General features: G+C 59.5%; 21 protein-coding genes and 1 pseudogene. 12 read left to right on the forward strand and 10 right to left on the reverse strand.

The features are described 5' to 3' along the window. The first annotated feature begins 7 nt into the window (after nt 1-7). Nucleotides 8-670: a response regulator transcription factor gene (locus M2267_RS12700; protein WP_429114842.1), complete on the forward strand. Its 663-nt coding sequence runs from the start codon at nt 8-10 to the stop codon at nt 668-670. Further along, entirely contained in the window at nt 667-2,043 is a 1,377-nt protein-coding gene (locus tag M2267_RS12705; RefSeq protein WP_429114843.1) for a sensor histidine kinase, read from the forward strand. Before M2267_RS12700 ends, M2267_RS12705 begins: the two co-directional genes overlap by 4 nt. 117 nt (nt 2,044-2,160) lie before the next feature. Here the strand turns inward: M2267_RS12705 and M2267_RS12710 are convergent, their stop codons facing one another. The 9 genes from M2267_RS12710 to M2267_RS12750 all read right to left on the reverse strand — a co-directional run bounded on the left by M2267_RS12710 (nt 2,161) and on the right by M2267_RS12750 (nt 10,541). Next, nucleotides 2,161-2,496, reverse strand: coding sequence for a hypothetical protein (locus M2267_RS12710; protein WP_429114844.1), 336 nt, complete (start codon nt 2,494-2,496; stop codon nt 2,161-2,163). Between the two features lie 62 nt (nt 2,497-2,558). After that, nucleotides 2,559-2,750 carry a CsbD family protein gene (locus tag M2267_RS12715; protein ID WP_429114845.1) on the reverse strand — a complete coding sequence of 64 codons (192 nt, stop codon included), beginning with the start codon at nt 2,748-2,750 and terminating at the stop codon, nt 2,559-2,561. 300 nt (nt 2,751-3,050) lie between these two features. Beyond that, entirely contained in the window at nt 3,051-5,132 is a 2,082-nt protein-coding gene (locus M2267_RS12720) for an ATP-binding protein (protein ID WP_429115102.1), read from the reverse strand. Continuing rightward, nucleotides 5,080-6,585: an ATPase domain-containing protein gene (locus tag M2267_RS12725; protein ID WP_429114846.1), complete on the reverse strand. Its 1,506-nt coding sequence runs from the start codon at nt 6,583-6,585 to the stop codon at nt 5,080-5,082. Before M2267_RS12725 ends, M2267_RS12720 begins: the two co-directional genes overlap by 53 nt. Before the next feature lie 498 nt (nt 6,586-7,083). Further along, nucleotides 7,084-7,869: an ABC transporter ATP-binding protein gene (locus M2267_RS12730; RefSeq protein ID WP_429115103.1), complete on the reverse strand. Its 786-nt coding sequence runs from the start codon at nt 7,867-7,869 to the stop codon at nt 7,084-7,086. 122 nt (nt 7,870-7,991) lie between these two features. Beyond that, complete coding sequence (locus M2267_RS12735; RefSeq protein ID WP_429114847.1) at nt 7,992-8,186, reverse strand: hypothetical protein; 195 nt, start codon at nt 8,184-8,186, stop codon at nt 7,992-7,994. Between the two features lie 385 nt (nt 8,187-8,571). After that, a complete protein-coding gene (locus M2267_RS12740; protein ID WP_429114848.1) occupies nt 8,572-9,180 on the reverse strand; it encodes a hypothetical protein in 609 nt (202 codons plus the stop codon). 699 nt (nt 9,181-9,879) lie between these two features. Continuing rightward, nucleotides 9,880-10,287, reverse strand: coding sequence for a type II toxin-antitoxin system VapC family toxin (locus tag M2267_RS12745; RefSeq protein ID WP_429114849.1), 408 nt, complete (start codon nt 10,285-10,287; stop codon nt 9,880-9,882). Beyond that, the gene (locus tag M2267_RS12750; RefSeq protein ID WP_429114850.1) at nt 10,287-10,541 is read right to left on the reverse strand and encodes a type II toxin-antitoxin system Phd/YefM family antitoxin; all 255 of its coding nucleotides are present in this window, start codon (nt 10,539-10,541) and stop codon (nt 10,287-10,289) included. Before M2267_RS12750 ends, M2267_RS12745 begins: the two co-directional genes overlap by 1 nt. A 235-nt stretch (nt 10,542-10,776) precedes the next feature. Between M2267_RS12750 and aac(3) the strand changes: the two genes are divergently transcribed. Both aac(3) and arr read left to right on the forward strand, forming a co-directional pair. Then, nucleotides 10,777-11,586, forward strand: coding sequence for an aminoglycoside 3-N-acetyltransferase (gene aac(3) / locus M2267_RS12755; RefSeq protein WP_429114851.1), 810 nt, complete (start codon nt 10,777-10,779; stop codon nt 11,584-11,586). Nucleotides 11,587-11,712: 126 nt separating this feature from the next. Continuing rightward, nucleotides 11,713-12,126: an NAD(+)--rifampin ADP-ribosyltransferase gene (gene arr / locus M2267_RS12760; protein ID WP_429114852.1), complete on the forward strand. Its 414-nt coding sequence runs from the start codon at nt 11,713-11,715 to the stop codon at nt 12,124-12,126. A gap of 208 nt (nt 12,127-12,334) precedes the next feature. On the opposite strand, the gene M2267_RS12765 is transcribed toward arr, so the two are convergent. Beyond that, nucleotides 12,335-13,198 (reverse strand): helix-turn-helix domain-containing protein, encoded by an 864-nt coding sequence (locus tag M2267_RS12765; protein ID WP_429114853.1) that lies wholly within the window; start codon nt 13,196-13,198, stop codon nt 12,335-12,337. A gap of 133 nt (nt 13,199-13,331) precedes the next feature. Between M2267_RS12765 and M2267_RS12770 the strand changes: the two genes are divergently transcribed. The 8 genes and pseudogenes from M2267_RS12770 to arsH all read left to right on the forward strand — a co-directional run bounded on the left by M2267_RS12770 (nt 13,332) and on the right by arsH (nt 18,609). Beyond that, nucleotides 13,332-14,165 carry an N-acyl homoserine lactonase family protein gene (locus M2267_RS12770; protein ID WP_429114854.1) on the forward strand — a complete coding sequence of 278 codons (834 nt, stop codon included), beginning with the start codon at nt 13,332-13,334 and terminating at the stop codon, nt 14,163-14,165. Between the two features lie 572 nt (nt 14,166-14,737). Next, nucleotides 14,738-14,953 (forward strand): annotated as a pseudogene (locus M2267_RS12775) (helix-turn-helix domain-containing protein); the annotation flags it as partial. A 134-nt stretch (nt 14,954-15,087) separates the two neighbouring features. Then, on the forward strand, nt 15,088-15,441 hold the full coding sequence (locus M2267_RS12780) for an ArsR/SmtB family transcription factor (RefSeq protein ID WP_429114855.1): 354 nt from the start codon (nt 15,088-15,090) through the stop codon (nt 15,439-15,441). Beyond that, nucleotides 15,438-15,878, forward strand: a complete 441-nt coding sequence (gene arsN2, locus M2267_RS12785) for an arsenic resistance N-acetyltransferase ArsN2 (RefSeq protein WP_429114856.1) — start codon at nt 15,438-15,440, stop codon at nt 15,876-15,878. Before M2267_RS12780 ends, arsN2 begins: the two co-directional genes overlap by 4 nt. A 15-nt stretch (nt 15,879-15,893) precedes the next feature. Further along, complete coding sequence (locus M2267_RS12790; protein ID WP_429114857.1) at nt 15,894-16,421, forward strand: arsenate reductase ArsC; 528 nt, start codon at nt 15,894-15,896, stop codon at nt 16,419-16,421. 1 nt (nt 16,422) lies between these two features. Further along, on the forward strand, nt 16,423-17,481 hold the full coding sequence (gene arsB, locus M2267_RS12795; RefSeq protein ID WP_429114858.1) for an ACR3 family arsenite efflux transporter: 1,059 nt from the start codon (nt 16,423-16,425) through the stop codon (nt 17,479-17,481). Between the two features lie 2 nt (nt 17,482-17,483). Further along, nucleotides 17,484-17,906: an arsenate reductase (glutaredoxin) gene (arsC, locus tag M2267_RS12800; RefSeq protein ID WP_429114859.1), complete on the forward strand. Its 423-nt coding sequence runs from the start codon at nt 17,484-17,486 to the stop codon at nt 17,904-17,906. Further along, nucleotides 17,881-18,609, forward strand: a complete 729-nt coding sequence (gene arsH / locus M2267_RS12805; protein ID WP_429115104.1) for an arsenical resistance protein ArsH — start codon at nt 17,881-17,883, stop codon at nt 18,607-18,609. The genes arsC and arsH overlap by 26 nt, the downstream gene beginning before the upstream one ends. Nucleotides 18,610-18,623 lie beyond the last annotated feature (14 nt).

An 18,623-nucleotide genomic window follows, 5' to 3' on the forward strand; every position in this document is an offset into this window, starting at 1 on the left:
ACTTCCCATGCGCGTGCTCCTCGTCGAAGACGACAGCGATCTTTCCGGCCGCATCGCCGCCAGCTTGAGGTCGGAGAACTTCGTCGTCGATGTGGCGCGCAATGGAGAAGATGCCCAGCACGCCGGCCTGACCGAGATCTTTGACGTTGTGGTGCTCGATCTCGGCCTCCCGAAATTGGACGGTGTCTCCGTCCTCAAAACATGGCGCGAGGCCGGCCGCACATTCCCCGTTCTGATCCTGACGGCCCGTGAGGGGTGGTCGGACAAGGTGGCGAGCTTCAAGGCGGGCGCTGACGATTTCCTGATGAAACCGTTCAGGGTGGAGGAACTCATTCTGCGACTAAGGGCTCTTGTTCGCCGCGCAAACGGTCACGCCAGCGCGAAAGTGGTTTGCGGCGCCTTGGTCTTTGACGCACAGGTGGGCACGTTCGAGAAGGACGGAATCCCGATCAAGCTGACCGCGCTCGAATGGCGCGTGCTCTCGTGTCTTATCCTGCGCAAGGAAATCGTGGTCGATAGGCGCGAGCTCCTGGAGCGCGTCTACGACGGCGACGCCGACGTGGATTCGAACTCCGTTGAGGTCATCATCGCCCGCCTTCGCCGCAAGATCGGCGCAGAGCACATCGAGACGGTTCGCGGACGGGGATACATGTTGACGGCCGCGTCATGATGCTTTCGAACATCATCAGGCGAAAAACGATAGCGGGACGATTGATCGCGTTCTCAGCGGTGTTCGTTTTGACAGCGATGGTGATCGCCTCAGCCATCCTGTGGTTGATTGTTGCAGGTGTCGTCGGACAACAGGTCGACCAGCGCCTCGACATGCAGATCGGCGGTTTGAGGCGCGCTCTTTCAATTCGGCCCGATGGCACGGTGGGACTTGGTGCGTCGCTCGATGGCCCTCCCTTCGATCGCACGGGTTCGGGCTGGTACTGGCAGGTGTCGGGCGAAGGCGTCCGGCTCACCTCACGGTCACTGGCTGGCGGCACCATCGACGCACCCGGGCGTCCGCTCGACTGGCGCCGGTTGCTCAGCGGTGCGCCTCAACCCGGCGAGATATCCGACGCACAGGGGCAGCCCTTGCACGTGAGAACGGTCAAAACCGGCGTCGGCGACCGCATGTTGCAAATCACGGTCACTGCGCCGCGATCCGCAGTTCGCGATCCCGCAACCCGTTCGCTGCTGTGGCTGCTTCCCGCGATGCTCATTCTCGGCGCCGCTCTTCTGATCGGATCCTTGTTTCAGGTACGCTATGGGCTGAGGCCGCTCCGGCAACTGACCGCCGACATTGCCGCCGTAAGGGCAGGAACCAGATCGAGGCTGCAGCAAGCCGAAGTCGAGGAACTCCAGCCCGTGTCCCTCGAAATAGATCGGTTGATCGGTCAGAACGCGCAACGCTTGATCGACACGCGCGTGCATTTTGCCAATTTGGCGCACGGGTTGAAGACCCCGGTCACAAGCCTCATGCTCGCGCTCGACGATCGCAATGACCCTGACGGGGCCATTCGGAAGCTGGCTGAGCGCATGGATCGGCGCATCCGCCACCATCTTGCGGATGCCCGCCGCGTCACCGCAGGCGATGTGGACCGATCCCCTGTCCTCATCCGGCCACGACTGGACGATCTGATTGCGGCACTGTCACGCATTCACGCCGACAAGAACGTTGCCGTCACCCTGGACGTCGGACCGGGGCTCTCAGTTGCATGTGGATCTGAAGACCTTGACGAGGTGCTTGGCAATCTTCTCGACAACGCCTTCAAATGGTGTGCGAGCTCGATCGAGGTTTCAGGGACCGCACAAGGCGGGGTCGTGACGATCGAGATCGTCGATGACGGACCAGGCATGACGCAAGAGGAGATAATCGAGGCGTTTCAACCGGGTCGACGGTTGGACGAGACGGTGCCAGGCAGTGGATTTGGCCTGAACATCGCCAGGGAGATCGTTGAACTTTATGGTGGCGGCGTCAGTGCCTGCAATCAAGGCAGCGGTGGTTTGTTGGTTTCTGTGAGCCTGGCCGGCACCGACGCAGCTTCTCCTGCTTGAACGGAACTGAGATATTTCACGATGGGGCCATGCCGCGCGGCGCCCGCGGATCTGGATACAATGCTATCAGGCAACGCGGGCCCGCGGCACTATGGAACGGACGGAAGAGATATCTGGCTACTGGGCGGTGAAGAACGTCAGCAGGACCTTGCCTTTTTCGCCGAGCAGGCAGACGAAACGATCAGGTTTGCCGGTGGTGCCCTTGCGGGCAATGTAAGCCTCCCCGAGCACGACCGTCTTGATCGGGACATCTTCGACTTTGGTGTCCGCCTTGCTGACGGCGACACTTTCAACATCGATGACGAGATCGGTGATTTCTTTTGTCCGTTCCTGCAACGCCAGGAGTCCTGTTGACTTGCACGCGGCAACCACGGGATCGGTCGGGGTCTGTGCGGCCGCGTTTCCAGCCGCAAGTCCAACAATAAGAGCCACAAGAGAAAAGCGAGCGTTCATGATAATCCTCGGTAAAAAGCCCGCAACGCGGCGGGCTTTAGGGGGAGATGAGACCGGCGTGCTTATGCCTTGTCGACGATCTTCTTGACGGCGTCCTTCGCCTCGCCCTTGGCAACCTGGGCCTTGCCCTTTGCTTCCTGGACCTTGCCCTTTACCTGTTCCTCGTGATTGTCGACGGCCTTGCCAACGGCCTGGCGAACCTTGCCAGCAACCTCATTTGCCGTGCCTTTGACCTTGTCCGATGTGCTTCCCATTCTCTGTCTCCTAAAACCGTGCAACGAACAGCGATGCAGCTTGCCATAAAGGGAGCGAACGAAGGTTTGGTTCCGCCGTGGGCGGAATTTCTATCTATTGCGATCGTCCACGTTTCTGAAATGGAAGTCCTTGAATCCAAGCCGATGGTCGGTAAGTTGCCGCGGGTTCTGCTCTGGCGAGACTAACCGATGCGCCTCTTCGGATATGGTCGACTGTTCAAAGCTTCCGAGGCTTCAGGATCTCGTCAAGTCGGATTTTAGAGACTTGGTCCGGCTTAGCCCGCTTGCCGGCCGCTTTAATCATGCGTCTCTCAAGACACGCTCGATCTCCGTGGCGAGTTGCTGCTGACTGTAGGGCTTGGCGAGCCTCGCCAAGTCCAAATCAATCCCGGGAGGCAGCTCGGCATATCCGGACGCGATCAAGATCCGCAAATCTGGAAACAGATCGCGCGCCGCCTTTGCCAGCTCTCCACCCGTCATCTCCGGCATCGAGTAATCTGTGATCATTAGGTCGAAACGGCCGTCGGTGCTCAGGTGAACAAGTGCCTCCTTTCCCGAATGCGCCTCGACTACCTCATGGCCAAGATCAATGAGCATGTCGGCTGAGCTCATAGCGATCAGGAAATCGTCATCTACGAGAAGAACGCGTAACGACCCGATCGATTGTTCTTCCTCCATCGGCCGCGGGAGGGTGGACACGATTGGAGTGTCATCCGAAACCGGGATCCAGAGTTCGGCTGTGGTGCCTTTCCCTGGCGTGCTGCTGAGCCGCAGCGTCCCTTTTAGCTGAAGCGCGAGCCCATGGATCATCGACAGGCCCAAGCCCGTACCCTTGCCCAGTTCCTTTGTCGAGAAGAATGGCTCTATCGCCTTTTTCAGCGTCTCTTCATCCATGCCGTGGCCTTCGTCGGCGACGGACAACACGCCGTATCGGCCCTGTGCGAGCTCATCGTCGTCTTTCGCAAGGCTTGCCACCTGTAGCGTTATGCTGATCCTGCCGCCGTTCGGCATGGCATCTCGGGCATTCACCACGAGATTGAGGAGCGCGAGCTCCAGCTGGTTTGAGTCGGCGAGTACGGGATCCATCCGATCTGGGATGACCGTTTCTATGGCAATGCTCGTGCCGACTGACCGCTTGAGAAGATCGGTCATATCCCTCACCAACGTGCGCAGATCTACGGGGTCAACACTGAGGTCCTGCCGGCGCGCGAATGCCAGAAGCCGTTGCGTCAGCGAGGCCCCGCGCGTTGCGCCCTGAAGCGCGCCGTCGATCAATCGTGTGGCTTTCGTGTCACCGTGGGTGTGCTTGCGCAGAAGCTCGAGGTTTCCTAACACCGCCATCAGCAGGTTGTTGAAATCGTGAGCGACACCACCGGTCAACTGACCGATGGTCTCCATCTTCTGAGCCTGCCGAAGCTGTGCCTCCGCGCGCTCGCGTTGGGCGACCTCCTCCATGACGATGCCGTGCGCTTTATGTAGTTCGGCCGTTCGTTCCGCTACGCGCTCTTCAAGGGTTTCATTGAGGCGCTTCAGTTGCTCTTCGGACGATACTCGGGCGGTGATATCCGAAGAGACGCCAACAACCTTGACCGCATTGCCACTCCGGTCGCGATAAAGCTGCGCGCGCATTTCCGCCCAGTGAACGGATCTGTCGGGCCAGGAGATGCGATACTCGACTGCAAAGTCGGCCCCGGTCTCGATGGTGGCCTGCATGGCAGATTTCACCTTTTCGATGTCCTGAGGGTGAGTGGCCGCAACAAGATCATCGTAAGTAAACGCCTCGGAGGACCGACCAAACACCCTTCGGCACGTTGCCGATGTGGTTAACGCATAGGTGGCGAGGTCAAGTTCCCACGCGCCCAGGTGACCCGCCTCAAGCGCCGTCTGGAGCCGCCGCTCGCTCTCGTCCAGCGCGTCGAGGCGCAGTCGCGCTTCATACTGACGCCGGCGGCCCCGAAACGCCGACCTGGCAACGCTGATAAATGTCGTGGCATGGAAGGGGCGCTCGATGAAGCTCACGTTCCCCAATACCTCCGACAGGCGGGCTGCAGAAGGATTGCGCTCAGGCCCACCGCCGCGATGCGTCAGGATGATGAACGGGAGATCAGACCAGCTCGGTTGCGACTGGATCCAGGCCGAGAGAGGACGAAGGTCGGCCGATCGCAGCGCCTCCTCTGTGACCACGGCGAACGCTATGTTCTCATCGAGAGCAGAAACGAAAGCAGGAAGGTCTTCGCCGGCTTTCGAATGGATACCGGCTTCCCTCAAGAGCGAACCCGCGATTTGGGCATCCCGTCCCAAGGGTGCATGGATCAGCGCAATGGCGTTTCTATTTGGAATGGTCCTCGCCCCCGTTGGACTGCAGCACCTGCTTCCCGCCAACAAAAGTCGGGACACCGCCCAGGACACCCTGAAAGCCCGAAAGGGGTTCGCCGAGCGAGAGGCCGCCCTTGCCGATCCTGAATTCCCGAATGGTCTCTTCGTGCATGCCCGTCCGCTTCTTGACGACAGAGATAGCCCGCCGAACCTTGCCGAGCGCCTCGAAGTACCGCAACAGCACGACCGTGTCGGCAAGGTAGGTCACATCCACTGGTGACTTCATATCTCCAACCAGCCCGTGTTGCGCGACCGTCACGAACGTATTTGCGCCTTGCCGATTTAGGTATTGTAGTAGTTCGTGCATGTGGAGGATCAGCGCGTTCTCTTCCGGCATGGCAGCCTGATAGCCGTTGATGCTGTCGATGACGACCGTCTTGGCATCAAAGCTGGCGACACGATCGCGCACACGCTGGGCGAACTCGCCAGGAGAAAGTTCGGCTGCATCCAACTGCTCGATATGAATTGCTCCCTGGCGCTGGTATTCTTCGAGATCGATGCCGAGCGCATTCGTGCGCAAGAACAGCAGACCAAGTTCTTCGTCGAAGACGAAGAGGGCGGCTTTTTCACCGCGCTTGATTGCCGCATCGACGAACTGCAGAGCGAATAGACTTTTGCCTGTGCCCGTCGGCCCGATCAGCAAGGTACTTGATCCGCGCTCGAGCCCGCCGCCCAGCAAGGCATCGAGTTCGGGGATACCGCTTTCCAACGTGCAACGCGTGAACTCCGTGCGATGCTCGAGTGCGCGCAACCGCGGAAAGACGGATACGCCTCCGGTCTTGATTGTGAAGTCATGATAGCCACCACGGAATGCCTGGCCGCGGTACTTGGTAATCCTCAGCCGTCGCCTTTCCGACCCGTAGCTCGGCGCCAGCTGTTCAAGGTGGACGACCCCGTGAACGACGCTATGGACCGTCTTATCGAGACTTTCGGAGGTCATGTCATCGAGAAGAAGTACCGTCGCCCCCGTTCTTGAGAAGAAATGTTTCAGTGCAAGGATCTGCCGCCGATAGCGAAGTGAGCTTTGCGCAAGAAGCCGGATTTCCGAGAGGCTGTCGAGAACGACGCGACTTGGTTGAAGCTTGTCGAAAGCTTCGAAGATCATCTTGGTGGTCTCACCAAGTTCGAGATCGGACGAATAGAGCAAGCTCTGCTGCTGTTCGGCGTTCAACAGGCTTTCAGGCGGAACGAGCTCGAACACCTGTATGTTGCCGTCGAGTTCCATTCCGTGCGACAAAGCGCTGTCGCGTAGCTCTTCCTCGGTTTCAGAGAGCGTGACGTAAAGACACTTTTCGCCGAGCGCGGCGCCCTCCTGCAAGAACTGCAGCGCGATTGTGGTCTTTCCCGTACCGGGAGATCCCTCAAGAAGGAATACGTGGCGACGGGACAGGCCGCCCGAGAGGATGTCGTCCAGACCTTCCACACCTGTTTTTGCCTTCGCGGAAACGCTTGTATCCATTTTCACCCTCCGTTGACCCCCAATAACTAGGGTCGCGCGGGGCGATGACAACAGGCAAGCGCGCCAATGTCGGACAGCAGCCAATCCCACGGGCGATGAGGTAAGTTCACACGATCTCGAGTTTGCCCCAACAAACGAAGGCCTCGTCGGGGGACTCGACGAGGCCAGTGTAGCTTCACTAATGGTGAAGCCCGGATGCGCTCTCAGTCCCCGGAGGGCGGGGATTATATGCGCATATCTTCATATAGGTAGCGAATTCCCTCGTGCAATAGCCCTGGTGAAAAAAGACGATTAGCGATCGCGAATAGGAATGGCTCCGAACGGCAACGATGAAGCCGAGGGAAAACATGCCTCGTAGGGCCGAGCACAGGCTGAACCAACCGCTTGTATCGTAAGAGGTCTTCCCTTCTTGATTTCGCCACGACGCACAGGCGTCAAAATCTCCCGCCGCTACCGCTCGTCCTCCTGACCAGAAGCAAGACTCGGCCACGCGCCCATTCAAAAACGCTCAGCGCTGCCTGGCGCTGATACAAACTGCCGGCACCGCTCGCTGCTCGGAGAGCCGAAGACCTGCTCCGGCGTGCCTTCTTCCTCGATCACGCCCTTGTGGAGATAGATCACGCGGCTCGAAACTTCGCGTGCAAACTTCATCTCGTGGGTGACGAGGATCATGGTGCGTCCCTCCTCGGCAAGGCTCCGGATGACCTTCAAGACTTCGGAGACCAATTCGGGATCGAGCGCCGATGTCGGCTCGTCGAACAACATCACCTCCGGCTCCATGCACAGCGCCCGGGCGATGGCCACGCGCTGTTGCTGGCCGCCGGACAGGAAGGCTGGATATTGGCCTCGCTTGTCATAAAGGCCGACCCGGTTCAGCAGCGCTTCGGCCCGTTCCGTTGCCTCTACCTTGGTGACGCTCAGGACATGAACCGGCTCTTCGATCAGGTTTTCGAGCACCGTCATGTGATGCCAGAGATTGAAGCTCTGGAACACCATGCCGAGGCGGGTGCGAACGCGCTCAAGTTGTCGGCGATCAACCTGCTTCGTCTGGCCGCGCTTCTGTTCCAGCTTCACCTGTTCACCCGCAACGGCAATCGACCCGCCACTTGGCATCTCCAGGAAGTTGATGCAACGCAGAAACGTGCTCTTTCCCGATCCCGAAGAACCGATCATCGAAACGACGTCGCCCTTGCGGGCGCATAGCGACACGCCCTTCAATACCTCAAGCTGACCATAATGCTTGTGAAGATCCGTGACGTTGACCGCGATCGGTCGCTCGTCCATTGCTGCGTTTCTGTCGATGGTCATCATAGCTCCTTGGGAAAGCACCGGCCAGCGGCGGGCGCCTCGTCTGACGCGCCCATGTCAGGGTAACTGCACGAATTTTATTGCCCAGGGTGTGCGCGCTACGCCCTCGTGAGCGCAAGCAGCCGGCGCTCCGTCACACGAAACAGGGAGATGAGGGTGAACGCGATGACCGCGTAAAGAACCGCGGCGATCGAGAACGCCTCAAAAGAGGCATAGGTCGCCGAATTCACATCGCGCGCCAAGCGTCTTGCGGTGAACATCCCCTTAATCAGGCCGTCGAAGATGAAACGCACCGAGACGTCCAGCTTGAGCGATTCGACCTTGGTAATGCCAAACTTCGCCTAGTTAACCTTGTGCGTGATTTGCACGAGGTCGCGGCTGAACCAGCCATCGATCCAATAGGGCCTCTGCACCTTCCACCAGTCGCAGGCTTAGCGGAAACCGGAAATACAATCATGCCAGGTAGGCGATGATCTGCGGCGGGAACGGTGGTTCTTGTAGCTGATGCTCGGCGCGCTCATCACGTCCGGTTATCGTCAACCGTTAAAGCATGAACAACGTGTCAGCTCCCTTCAACATGACCCAGTGAATCACCCCCCCCGGCTAAAGCCAGGGGATTGTCAGCAGTCTGAGAAAAGGCCTCGAACGGGGCCTTTTCGCTGTGTGCCTCACGGTCTCTTACATCGGCCCGGGCATCATCTTGGTCGGCTTCTCCAGCATCGGAAAATCGGCCTTGCCGCATTTCACCTTCGGGTTCGTCGGACTGAACATGCCGTTCGGGTTGTCCGCAAACAGCCAGGCGTGAAGATCGTAGTGCACGAACTCCTTCGGGATCAGCGGGTAGTGTCCCTCCATCGGCCCCATGAATTTCTGGCCGAACAGGCTTGGGGCTTCCTTGACGTCCGGCGTCAACGGCACCAGCCATTCCACCCCGACCAGTTTCAAGCCCTTCTTCGTCGGCTCGTAGATCAGGACGTTGGGCCTCATCGGGTCGAGCTTCTGGCCGACACTTGGGACGTTGACGAAATGGATACCCATGGCGCCCTTCGGATAGTCCATCGCGCCGGCTATCTTCTCGCCGCTGTAGTAGACGCAGCCGACGGTCGACAGATAGAGGTCGCGCACAGCGGCCGTGTAGTCCTCATACTTGGCCAGCGATTTCTTCAAGGCTTCGAGGTCGGCCTTGCTCGTATCTTCGGCCCGCGCCGTAGCGGCGCCAAGCCATGCTCCCAAAAGACCGGTTAAAACGAGGACGCCGCAGCGCCCAAGGCGAGCTGTTCTTGTCATGCATTCCTCCCAGATATGATCTGGCCGTGCAAGACCGAAGCGGAGAATGCGATTGCGCGGCCCGTTGTGCTCGCGTCATCCCCTCTGTAACGGCACCAATGCTACTCTTTTCCCTGGTGTTGGAAAAGCATCAATTAGCAAAAACTAATGCAGTACCAAGACATTCGACCTAAAGCGCGTCGCGCTGAACCGACTTCAAGCACGCGCTTCAATCTTTGTTTTCCAAAATCACACGCGTTGCTTGGCCGCTAGGCTGGCGATACAGCATTTCTGTAACGGGCGTTGCACCAATCCCTTGTGAGCCTAGATCCCTCGCTGAGTGCTTGCTTCTGTTCGGAGGACGGCACCGAATGTGCCAGAGTGAGTCGTTGTGAACTCAATCAAAGGGAGCCGTCCGTTCCCATATCGACGGCGCCGGGCCTTGGATTTGAGATCGACGTATCGCGGCTAGGCGAGCCGTTGCTCGTCGTTGAAGCGACGTATGTCGCGCAGTTCAATTCATCATGGATCGGAAGCACCAATCAATGATGAAACAGCGCAGTTGATCGGAAGACCTTACCGGAAGACATCGATCGGGCGCAACCAAGTCTGAACAGGCACGCACGCCAACCAATGAACAGATCCTATTGATCGATCATGTGACTTCAACGGGCCAAAAGACGATACGTGAATACGGGTGTCCGGCGCGCGCCAGGTGCCTCACGCCGACGTCTCCCAAGGATTGATCACGGAAGCATCGGTGTCTTCGAAATCCTTGACGTTACGTGTGACAAGGATGAGGTCGTGAACGATGGCAGTCGCGGCGATCAACCCGTCGATATCGCCACGGGGTCGTATTGCAGCGATGCGACCCCATTCGACCGCAATCTGGTCGTTTATAGGCAAAATGCGGTCGCCATGGTCGTGGCGCAGCTTGCGTAGCCATTCGGTGAGGTGCGCGGCAGTATTAGGGTCCGACTTCTGTTTCAGGGCAATGCCGCGCATGATTTCGCCGAGGGTAAGCACACTCAAGTGGATACTGAGCGGATCGACAGCGCGCAGCCAGGACACGGCTTGCGACGTGCCACGTCGCGCCTCTGAGACAATGTTCGTGTCAACCAGATACATCAGAAGGCCACGTCGCGGCTTGGCGTCTTGACGCGTACATCCACCGCAGCAGCGAGATCATCGTCCCAAGCTGGACCACTAAGCAGATCATCGACTAACGTCGGCCGGCCAGCGCGTAGGGCGTCGTAGTCGTGAGCGGACAGCACGACGGCCGTGCGCTCGCCGCGCAGCGTGACAGTCTGCGGCCCCTCATGGCGCGCCTTCTGTATCACTTTGGAGAATTGGTTCTTGGCGTCCTGTAGTTGCCATTCCATGAATCGCACCCCGATCCGGCTAGACTGTCTAGCTTCCTGCGCCACAATTTAGGTAAGACGCGGAAGTTCGTCAAGTTTGGTAAGTCCGTAAATATACGGCGGCGCTAGGGCAGCACAGGTTCGAGTTTGCCGGTCCCACGATCGAAAGGACCTATATGGTGGTTAGCCAACCGGTTTTTTCGTATGAAGTAGGCGACTTAAGCGCGTCGAAAGCCATACCGGGGATGGCAGCGGAATGAACACAAGGGAAACAATTGCGGCGGACCTTTCCCGGCTGGGTGTCCAATCCGGCGCTCTCGTCATGGTTCACGCATCGCTGAAGGCGATCGGGCCGGTCGATGGAGGCGCAGCATCGGTAGTGTCTGCCCTGCTCGATGCCGTTGGCCCCGCGGGAAGCTTGATGGGATACGCCTCGTGGGACCGGTCGCCTTACGAAGAAACGCTCAATGGCGCACGGATGGATGCGGAACTGCGCCACCGATGGCCGCCGTTCGATCCAGCCATATCAGGCACGTATCGCGGCTTCGGGCTGCTCAACCGGTTCCTCCTCCAGGCACCCGGCGCCCGGCGAAGCGCGCACCCGGATGCCTCGATGGTCGCGGTGGGGCCTCTGGCCGGCACTCTGACGCGGCCTCACGAACTTGGGCAGGCTTTCGGACCTGGATCGCCGCTGGACCGTTTCGTCGAGCGTGCCGGAAAGGTTCTGTTGCTCGGAGCCCCGCTCGATTCCGTTAGCGTCCTGCACTACGCCGAGGCCATTGCCCGCATCCCGAACAAGCGACGCGTGAGCTACGAAATGCCGATCCGCAGCGAGGACGGCGGAGTGAGATGGAAACGCGCCGAGGATTTCGACTCCAACGGCATTCTCGATTGTTTCGCTATCGAAGGAGAGCCGGACGCCGTCGAGACAATTACAAATGCCTATGTGGAGCTGCGACGCCATCGGGAAGGCCTGGTTGGTAAGGCGCACTGCTATTTGTTTGAAGCGCGGGATATCGTTTCGTTCGGTGTCGACTATCTTCAACGGCACTTTGGCTCGCCCTGATCCGACGCATGGCATGCGGGATGCTCGCCCGCACCCTATCAACGACTATGTACCCAGGGTGCGCCCGGCCGAAAATACGGGCCCCGCGACACTGAACAGAAGCGCTTAACATCAAGGAGGGACTCTATGTCTGCTACCGCAACCATGTTTGCCCCATCGTTCTTCCATGGAACCAAAGCCGCTCTCGCACCCGGTGATCTGATCGCCGTCGGTTATCGGTCGAATTTCACAGACGCGAAATCCCTGTCGTGGGTGTATTTTACAGGCACGCTCGATGCGGCAATCTGGGGCGCCGAATTGGCGGGTGGCAGCGGAACGGAACGAATTTATGTCGTCGAACCGACCGGCGCCATCGAGGAGGATCCGAACCTGACGGATAAGAAGTTCCCGGGTAACCCGACACTGTCCTATCGCTCCCACGATCCATTGCGCGTGATTGCTGAAGTGACGAAATGGCAAGCACACACGGCCCAGCGACTGCGGGAAATGAAGGAGGGCCTGGCGCGTCTGAACGCAGAAGGTGCCGAGATCATCGATTAACGTCGCCTGCCGGCAGTGGCATCATGGCGCATGGAAGCGACTGTAGCCGATAAACGCACTGCTCTTAATTCGCGTCGAGGACGCCACAAATTGCTTAGCTCACTCGCGGCCTGGGGCCTATTTTCACCCTACGTTTTGAAGGGAATCGAACCTGACACCCGTAATCCGCCCGCGGAATCCGATAAGGCAAAAACGCAGCTGGCATTGTTTAACCAACACTGCGCCGCACCGGCGACGTACCATAGGTTTCGCGATAACGGCGGGCAAAATGGGAGCGTGAACTGTAGCCGGCAGCCTCCGCCGCAGCCTGGCTCGACGCGCCGGACGCGAGCACGGTTCGACCAGCCTGCAGCCGCTCATGTCGCAGGATCTCCCGGAAGGGTTTGCTCTCCGCTGTGAGCCGGCGGCGCAGTGTCGAAGCACCCAGGCCAAGTCGAGCTGCAACACGATCTACCGTCCATGCTTGCGACGGTGCGGCGCGGATCAGCCACGCAACCTCCTCGGACAAGCTCGTTTCAAACAGCGGTCTTGCGGCGGCAAGCGGTTGCATCAACGTGAGCACTTCCGCCAGCCGCAATGTCTTCAACACATCACCGACGGCATCGCTGGCGATCGAAGTGGCGGCGTGAACCAATGCGTCAACGAGATCGCTATCGAGGGGAACGCCGAACTGCCAGTCGCCGCCACGGGCGCGCCGACCACCTATCAGCGGCGATATGCCCGGCGGCAGCGCGGGCACTTCCAACAGCAGGGATTCATAGGAATGGCGCTCCGCCGGTATGTTGACCACGTCCATGCGGACCCCGCGCGGCATGACAAAGACGGTCCCTGGCTCAAGTACATGAACCGTACCCCCCAGCCATACTTCCTTAAGCCCGCGCAGGATAATGCCGATGATCGGATGCGGGAGCTCGACCGCTTTCAGTCGCTCTCGATCGAGTGAACAGTATGAAAACAAACGGTTTCCGTGTTGATAGCGCCCATCGGTTCCGCTCGGAGCCGTCAATGGTCGCAGTTGCTCCAAGAGCAGCGCGCTCAGGTCAACGGCTTGGGTTTTGGAATGAATGTTCATACGCACACCATAGGCGACGACGGCGGGATAAAAAATACCGATGCGAGCGTTTCGGGCTCAAGACCGATCGTAGCGGGGCCACCCCCTTCGCCGAACTCGGGCACAAGCTGGTCTTCAACCGAAGGAGACCTGAATGCGACCCCTGACAACAATCCTATTTGCTGTAGCCGCGCTGATCTCGGGCGCTCCGGCGAGCGCGGCAGACACAGAGCTCTGGCGCCTTGATTGCGGCAGCATCGAAGTCCGTAATCTCGGCGCCTTTTCCGATACATTCAAATATGCCGGAGAAAAGAGGACGCTGACCGATAGCTGCTATCTGGTTCGTCACGGCAAGGACTATATGCTTTGGGATGCCGGACTTCCGGCAGCATTGATCGGGGCGAAGCCTGATGCGGCCTCAGTTTTTGCGCCGACGCTCGTCGAAGATCTCCCGACGCAACTTGCCAGAATCGGTGTCAAGCCAGAACAGATCGGCCGGCTCGGTATCAGCCATAACCATTTTGACCATGTCGGTCAGGCGGCCAGCTTCCCCGGCGCCACGTTGATGATCGGCGCCGCGGATTTCGCCCAGTTCAAGGCTGATCCCCTGCCCTTTGCCGTCGATCCCAGTTCCATCAAGCCTTGGCTCGATGGCCACTCGGAAGTCGACCCGATCTCGGGTGATCGCGATGTCTTCGGAGACGGATCGGTGGTGATCCTGTCGACTCCCGGCCACACGCCGGGCGAAACCAGCTTGCTCGTGCGGCTCGAAAAGACTGGGCCGGTCCTTTTGTCCGGTGATGTCGTCCATTTTGAAGAACAGTTCGCTAATCGCGGCGTTCCGACCTTCAACTTCGACCGTGCGGACACACTCGCATCGATGGAGAGACTGATCGACACCGCAAACTCGCTCGATGCGACGCTGATCGTGCAGCACGACGCATCGGACATCGACAAGCTGCCCGCGTTCCCCAAGAGCGCTAGATAGCGTCAGCGCGATCGCCGCAGGATGATCGTGGTTAGTCGACACGCGAGTTTGGGTCAGACACGACCTCACATCTTCGGCGGAACCCACGAGCCTCCTTCGCCGGTTAGTACCGGAAACGATTGCTGTCGCCCTGCACTTGGAACTTGATCGCACGGATCGTCGCATTCGGAGCTTTCAGCTGCGTCAGAACTACTTTCATAATAGTGACCTTTCGTTTGCTAGCCGTCATTGGCATCAGCAGATTCGTTCTTTCTGTGATACATACAACTTATAGTTGCTTTACATCGCGAATATCTCCAATTCCTGCTTCTGTGCGTCGGCTGAGGCCGAAGCCGGCGGTCGTTCCGCGAACGCATCGATCATGGTTGAATGCGATCCGCCGCCGAGCTGGCCTCACCCAATGGCTGCCCAGCCATTCGCCATTCGCGCAACCGCAGTGGTCACCCCCTTTCAGAAGGACCCCAAACCCAGAGAATATCCCTCTGAAGGCCGCTCCCCTTGCAGGGTGTGTTCCGGCGTGGATGCCGATAAGGGAGGTGCGGACGAATTCTTGGACTAACAGGAGATAGTTCATGTATTCGTACGAAGACCGCATGAGAGCCGTGCAGCTCTACATCAAGCTTGGCAGACGCGTGAAGGCCACGATCCGTCAGTTGGGCTATCCGACGAAGAATGCTCTCAAGCAATGGTGCCGCGAGTACGAACGCGGTCCCGGCTTGTCGGCAGGTTATGTTCGCACCAAGCGACGGTATTCGGACGAGCAGAAGCGGATTGCCGTTGAGCACTATGCGATCTTCTCGGCCCAGAACGTGAACATCTGGCGAACGGCAGAGTGTCGCCTCTTCCGACCCCCGCGGAGTAGGCACATCGGCCCCTTCTCAGAGGTAGTTGACACAACCAATATATCCTATATTCTGGATATATGGATAGCAATACAGCAATCGCGGCGCTTGCCGCACTCGCCCAGACCACCAGACTCGAGACGTTCCGGCTTCTCGTCCGGCACGAGCCTCATGGCGTGCCTGCGGGCGAGCTAGCCCGGATTCTCGATGTCCCGCAGAACACCATGTCGGCGCACCTTGCGACCCTGTCGCGTGCGGGGCTGGTGACAGGTGAGCGACAAAGCCGTTCGATCATCTATCGGGCGGACCTTCAGGGGCTGCGCGACCTGACCCTCTTCCTGCTGAAAGACTGCTGCGGCGGCTCGGCGGAACTCTGCGCGCCGCTCATCGCAGAACTCACACCCTGCTATACTCCCGAGGTGAAACCGTCATGAGCGACATCAGACTGGAGCCAGTCCCGGGAAGCGATCCCGAACTGAAACTGGCGCTGTCGGCTTCCGGTCTTCCAACCGAAGACCTCGAAGACGCTGGGCGCTCTTTTTTCAGGGCGGTTTGTTCCGATGGCGGCACGGTTGGCTATGCTGGCATCGAGCTGTGCGGCGATGCGATCCTCCTCCGGTCGATGGTCATCTTGCCCGAGCATCGTGGCAAGGCGCTTGGAAAATCGCTGACCAGGGAAACGCTGAAGGCCGTCAATGTGGACTCTGCAGTCTTCCTGGCGACGACCTCCGCCGCACCGTTCTTCGAAACCCTTGGCTTCGCTGTGATCGAGCGCGCCGACGTGCCGCCCGCCGTTCTCGCGACCCGTCAGCTGTCGGGCATCTGTCCGGCATCGGCAACGATCATGAAACTCGACAGACCTCCGACCTAACCACGGAAAACGACCATGACGGACAAGACCTATAACGTGCTCTTCTTGTGCACGGGCAACTCCGCACGTTCTATTCTCGCCGAATCCATCCTCAACAAGGAGGGCGGCGGACGCTTCCGGGCCTTTTCCGCGGGCAGCCAGCCCAAGGGTGAAGTCAATCCACATGCCCTGAAGGAACTGGACGTTCTCGGCTATTCTGCGACTGGCTTCTCGTCGAAGAGCTGGGACAGCTTCGCTGAGCCGGACGCGCCCGAAATGGACTTCATCTTTACCGTCTGTGACAGCGCGCACGGCGAGGCCTGCCCGGTATGGATCGGTCACCCGATCACCGCGCATTGGGGTGTCGAAGACCCGGCTGCGGTTGTCGGTTCCGAAACCGAAATCCAGCGCGCCTTCGCGCAGGCCGCCCGCTTGCCGAAGAACCGCATCATGGCCTTCATCAATCTGCCTCTTGCCTCCATCGATCGCCTGGCGCTCGAGCAGCATGTCCGCCAGATCGCTTCACTCGATGGCGCTTCCGTCAAGTCCGCAAAGGCCGAGTGAAATGTCTAAGTTTGAACGCTACCTCACCATCTGGGTCTTCCTTTGTATCGTCGTCGGCGTCGCCCTCGGCCATCTGATGCCCGGAGTTTTCCAGGTCATCGGCGCAGCGGAGGTCGCGAAGGTGAACCTGCCCGTCGCTATCCTGATCTGGCTGATGATCATCCCGATGCTCATCAAGATCGACTTCCTCTCGCTGGCGCAGGTCAGCACTTATTGGCGTGGCATCGGCGTGACCCTGTTCATCAACTGGGCCATCAAGCCGTTCTCCATGGCGCTGCTCGGATGGCTGTTTATCGGATGGCTGTTCCGTCCTTATCTGCCGGCTGATCAGATCGACTCCTACATCGCGGGCCTGATTATCCTTGCCGCTGCGCCATGCACCGCGATGGTGTTCGTCTGGAGCAACCTGACGCGCGGCGAGCCGCTGTTCACGTTGTCCCAGGTGGCACTCAACGATGCGATCATGGTCGTCGCCTTCGCCCCGATCGTCGGACTACTTCTCGGATTGTCGGCGATCACCGTACCGTGGGACACGCTCGTTCTGTCGGTCGTCCTTTATATAGTCGTCCCGGTCATCATCGCTCAGGTCCTGAGAATGCGGCGGACCGCCGACGGCACGACGAAGGCGCTGGACGCCATGCTGGCGAAGCTGCAGCCGCTTTCGCTTGTGGCACTGCTGGCGACGCTCGTCCTTCTCTTCGGTTTCCAGGGCGAGCAGATCATCTCGCAGCCGACGATCATCGCGCTGCTGGCCGTCCCGATCCTGATCCAGGTCTACTTCAACTCAGGCCTGGCCTACCTCCTGAACCGGATGTCGGGGGAGCGCCATTGCGTCGCCGGGCCCTCGGCACTGATCGGAGCCAGCAACTTCTTCGAACTCGCGGTCGCCGCAGCCATCAGCCTATTCGGCTTTCAGTCAGGTGCTGCGCTGGCGACCGTCGTCGGCGTGCTGATCGAGGTCCCCGTGATGCTCACGGTCGTCTGGGCCGTGAACCGCACCAAGGGCTGGTACGAGGCAGCACCCGCCGTCTCCCGCAACACCATCACCGAAAGGACATGACAATGGACGCCACCATCTATCATAACCCCGCCTGCGGCACGTCCCGCAACACGCTGGAGATGATCCGCGCAACCGGGATCGAACCCACCGTCATCGAGTATCTCCAGTCCCCGCCGTCGCGCGACGTGTTGGCAAGAATGATCTCCGATGCTGGGCTGACCGTCCGCCAGGCGATCCGCGAGAAGGGCACTGCCTACACGGAGCTGGGTCTCGACGACCCGAAGCTGACGGACGACCAACTGCTCGACGCGATGCTGAAGGACCCGATCCTCATCAACCGTCCGTTCGTCGTCACGCCGCTCGGCACCAGGCTCGCGCGCCCTTCCGAAGTCGTTCTCGACATCCTGCCGGATGCGTTCAAGGGAGCCTTCTTCAAGGAAGATGGCGAACAGGTCCTCGATCAGGAGGGCAAGCGCGTTGTCTGAGACCTTTCCCGCCTTGCAGGAGCGGCATCTTCATCAGCCTGACATCGACGCGTTGCGTCCAGCGTTTTCGACGCACAAGCCGCGCATCCTGGTCCTCTACGGCTCGCTCCGGGAGGTTTCCTACAGCCGGCTGCTCGCGCATGAAGCCAGACGTCTGCTCGAGCGTCTAGGGTGCGAGGTGCGGATGTTCGATCCACGAGGATTGCCGCTTCCAGACGAGGCCCCGGCCAGCCATCCGAAAGTGCAGGAGCTGCTCGAGCTCACGCAATGGTCGGAAGGCCAGGTGTGGGTCAGCCCCGAGCGTCATGGTGCGATGACGGGCATCATGAAATCTCAGATCGACTGGATTCCTTTGTCGCTCGGATCGATCCGCCCGACTCAAGGCAAGACGCTGGCAATCATGGAAGTCTCCGGCGGCAGCCAGTCCTTCAACGCCCTGAACCAGATGCGCGTGCTCGGCCGCTGGATGCGGATGATCACGATCCCCAACCAGTCGTCCGTCGCCAAGGCCTACCAGGAGTTCGACGCCGACGGCAGGATGAAACCGTCGTCCTACTACGACCGCGTCGTGGATGTCTGCGAGGAACTGGTGAAGTTCACGCTGCTGACACGGGACGCTTCGGCGCATCTGACCGACCGTTATAGCGAGCGGAAGGAACATGCGGCCGAACTCGAAAAGCGTGTGTCGTTCCGGTCGATTTGATTTGAACGGGCAAG

The sequence above is a fragment of the Ensifer sp. KUDG1 genome (genome assembly GCF_050434285.1).
GTDB lineage: Bacteria > Pseudomonadota > Alphaproteobacteria > Rhizobiales > Rhizobiaceae > Ensifer.

Bases quoted from the DNA above. Each gene is read 5' to 3' on its own strand.
- M2267_RS12700 (WP_429114842.1), top strand. From the start codon at position 8: ATGCGCGTGCTCCTCGTCGAAGACGACAGCGATCTTTCCGGCCGCATC.
- M2267_RS12705 (WP_429114843.1), top strand. From the start codon at position 667: ATGATGCTTTCGAACATCATCAGGCGAAAAACGATAGCGGGACGATTG.
- M2267_RS12710 (WP_429114844.1), bottom strand. From the start codon at position 2,496: ATGAACGCTCGCTTTTCTCTTGTGGCTCTTATTGTTGGACTTGCGGCT.
- M2267_RS12715 (WP_429114845.1), bottom strand. From the start codon at position 2,750: ATGGGAAGCACATCGGACAAGGTCAAAGGCACGGCAAATGAGGTTGCT.
- M2267_RS12725 (WP_429114846.1), bottom strand. From the start codon at position 6,585: ATGGATACAAGCGTTTCCGCGAAGGCAAAAACAGGTGTGGAAGGTCTG.
- M2267_RS12730 (WP_429115103.1), bottom strand. From the start codon at position 7,869: ATGGACGAGCGACCGATCGCGGTCAACGTCACGGATCTTCACAAGCAT.
- M2267_RS12740 (WP_429114848.1), bottom strand. From the start codon at position 9,180: ATGACAAGAACAGCTCGCCTTGGGCGCTGCGGCGTCCTCGTTTTAACC.
- M2267_RS12745 (WP_429114849.1), bottom strand. From the start codon at position 10,287: ATGTATCTGGTTGACACGAACATTGTCTCAGAGGCGCGACGTGGCACG.
- M2267_RS12750 (WP_429114850.1), bottom strand. From the start codon at position 10,541: ATGGAATGGCAACTACAGGACGCCAAGAACCAATTCTCCAAAGTGATA.
- arr (WP_429114852.1), top strand. From the start codon at position 11,713: ATGTCTGCTACCGCAACCATGTTTGCCCCATCGTTCTTCCATGGAACC.
- M2267_RS12765 (WP_429114853.1), bottom strand. From the start codon at position 13,198: ATGAACATTCATTCCAAAACCCAAGCCGTTGACCTGAGCGCGCTGCTC.
- M2267_RS12770 (WP_429114854.1), top strand. From the start codon at position 13,332: ATGCGACCCCTGACAACAATCCTATTTGCTGTAGCCGCGCTGATCTCG.
- M2267_RS12780 (WP_429114855.1), top strand. From the start codon at position 15,088: ATGGATAGCAATACAGCAATCGCGGCGCTTGCCGCACTCGCCCAGACC.
- arsN2 (WP_429114856.1), top strand. From the start codon at position 15,438: ATGAGCGACATCAGACTGGAGCCAGTCCCGGGAAGCGATCCCGAACTG.
- M2267_RS12790 (WP_429114857.1), top strand. From the start codon at position 15,894: ATGACGGACAAGACCTATAACGTGCTCTTCTTGTGCACGGGCAACTCC.
- arsB (WP_429114858.1), top strand. From the start codon at position 16,423: ATGTCTAAGTTTGAACGCTACCTCACCATCTGGGTCTTCCTTTGTATC.
- arsC (WP_429114859.1), top strand. From the start codon at position 17,484: ATGGACGCCACCATCTATCATAACCCCGCCTGCGGCACGTCCCGCAAC.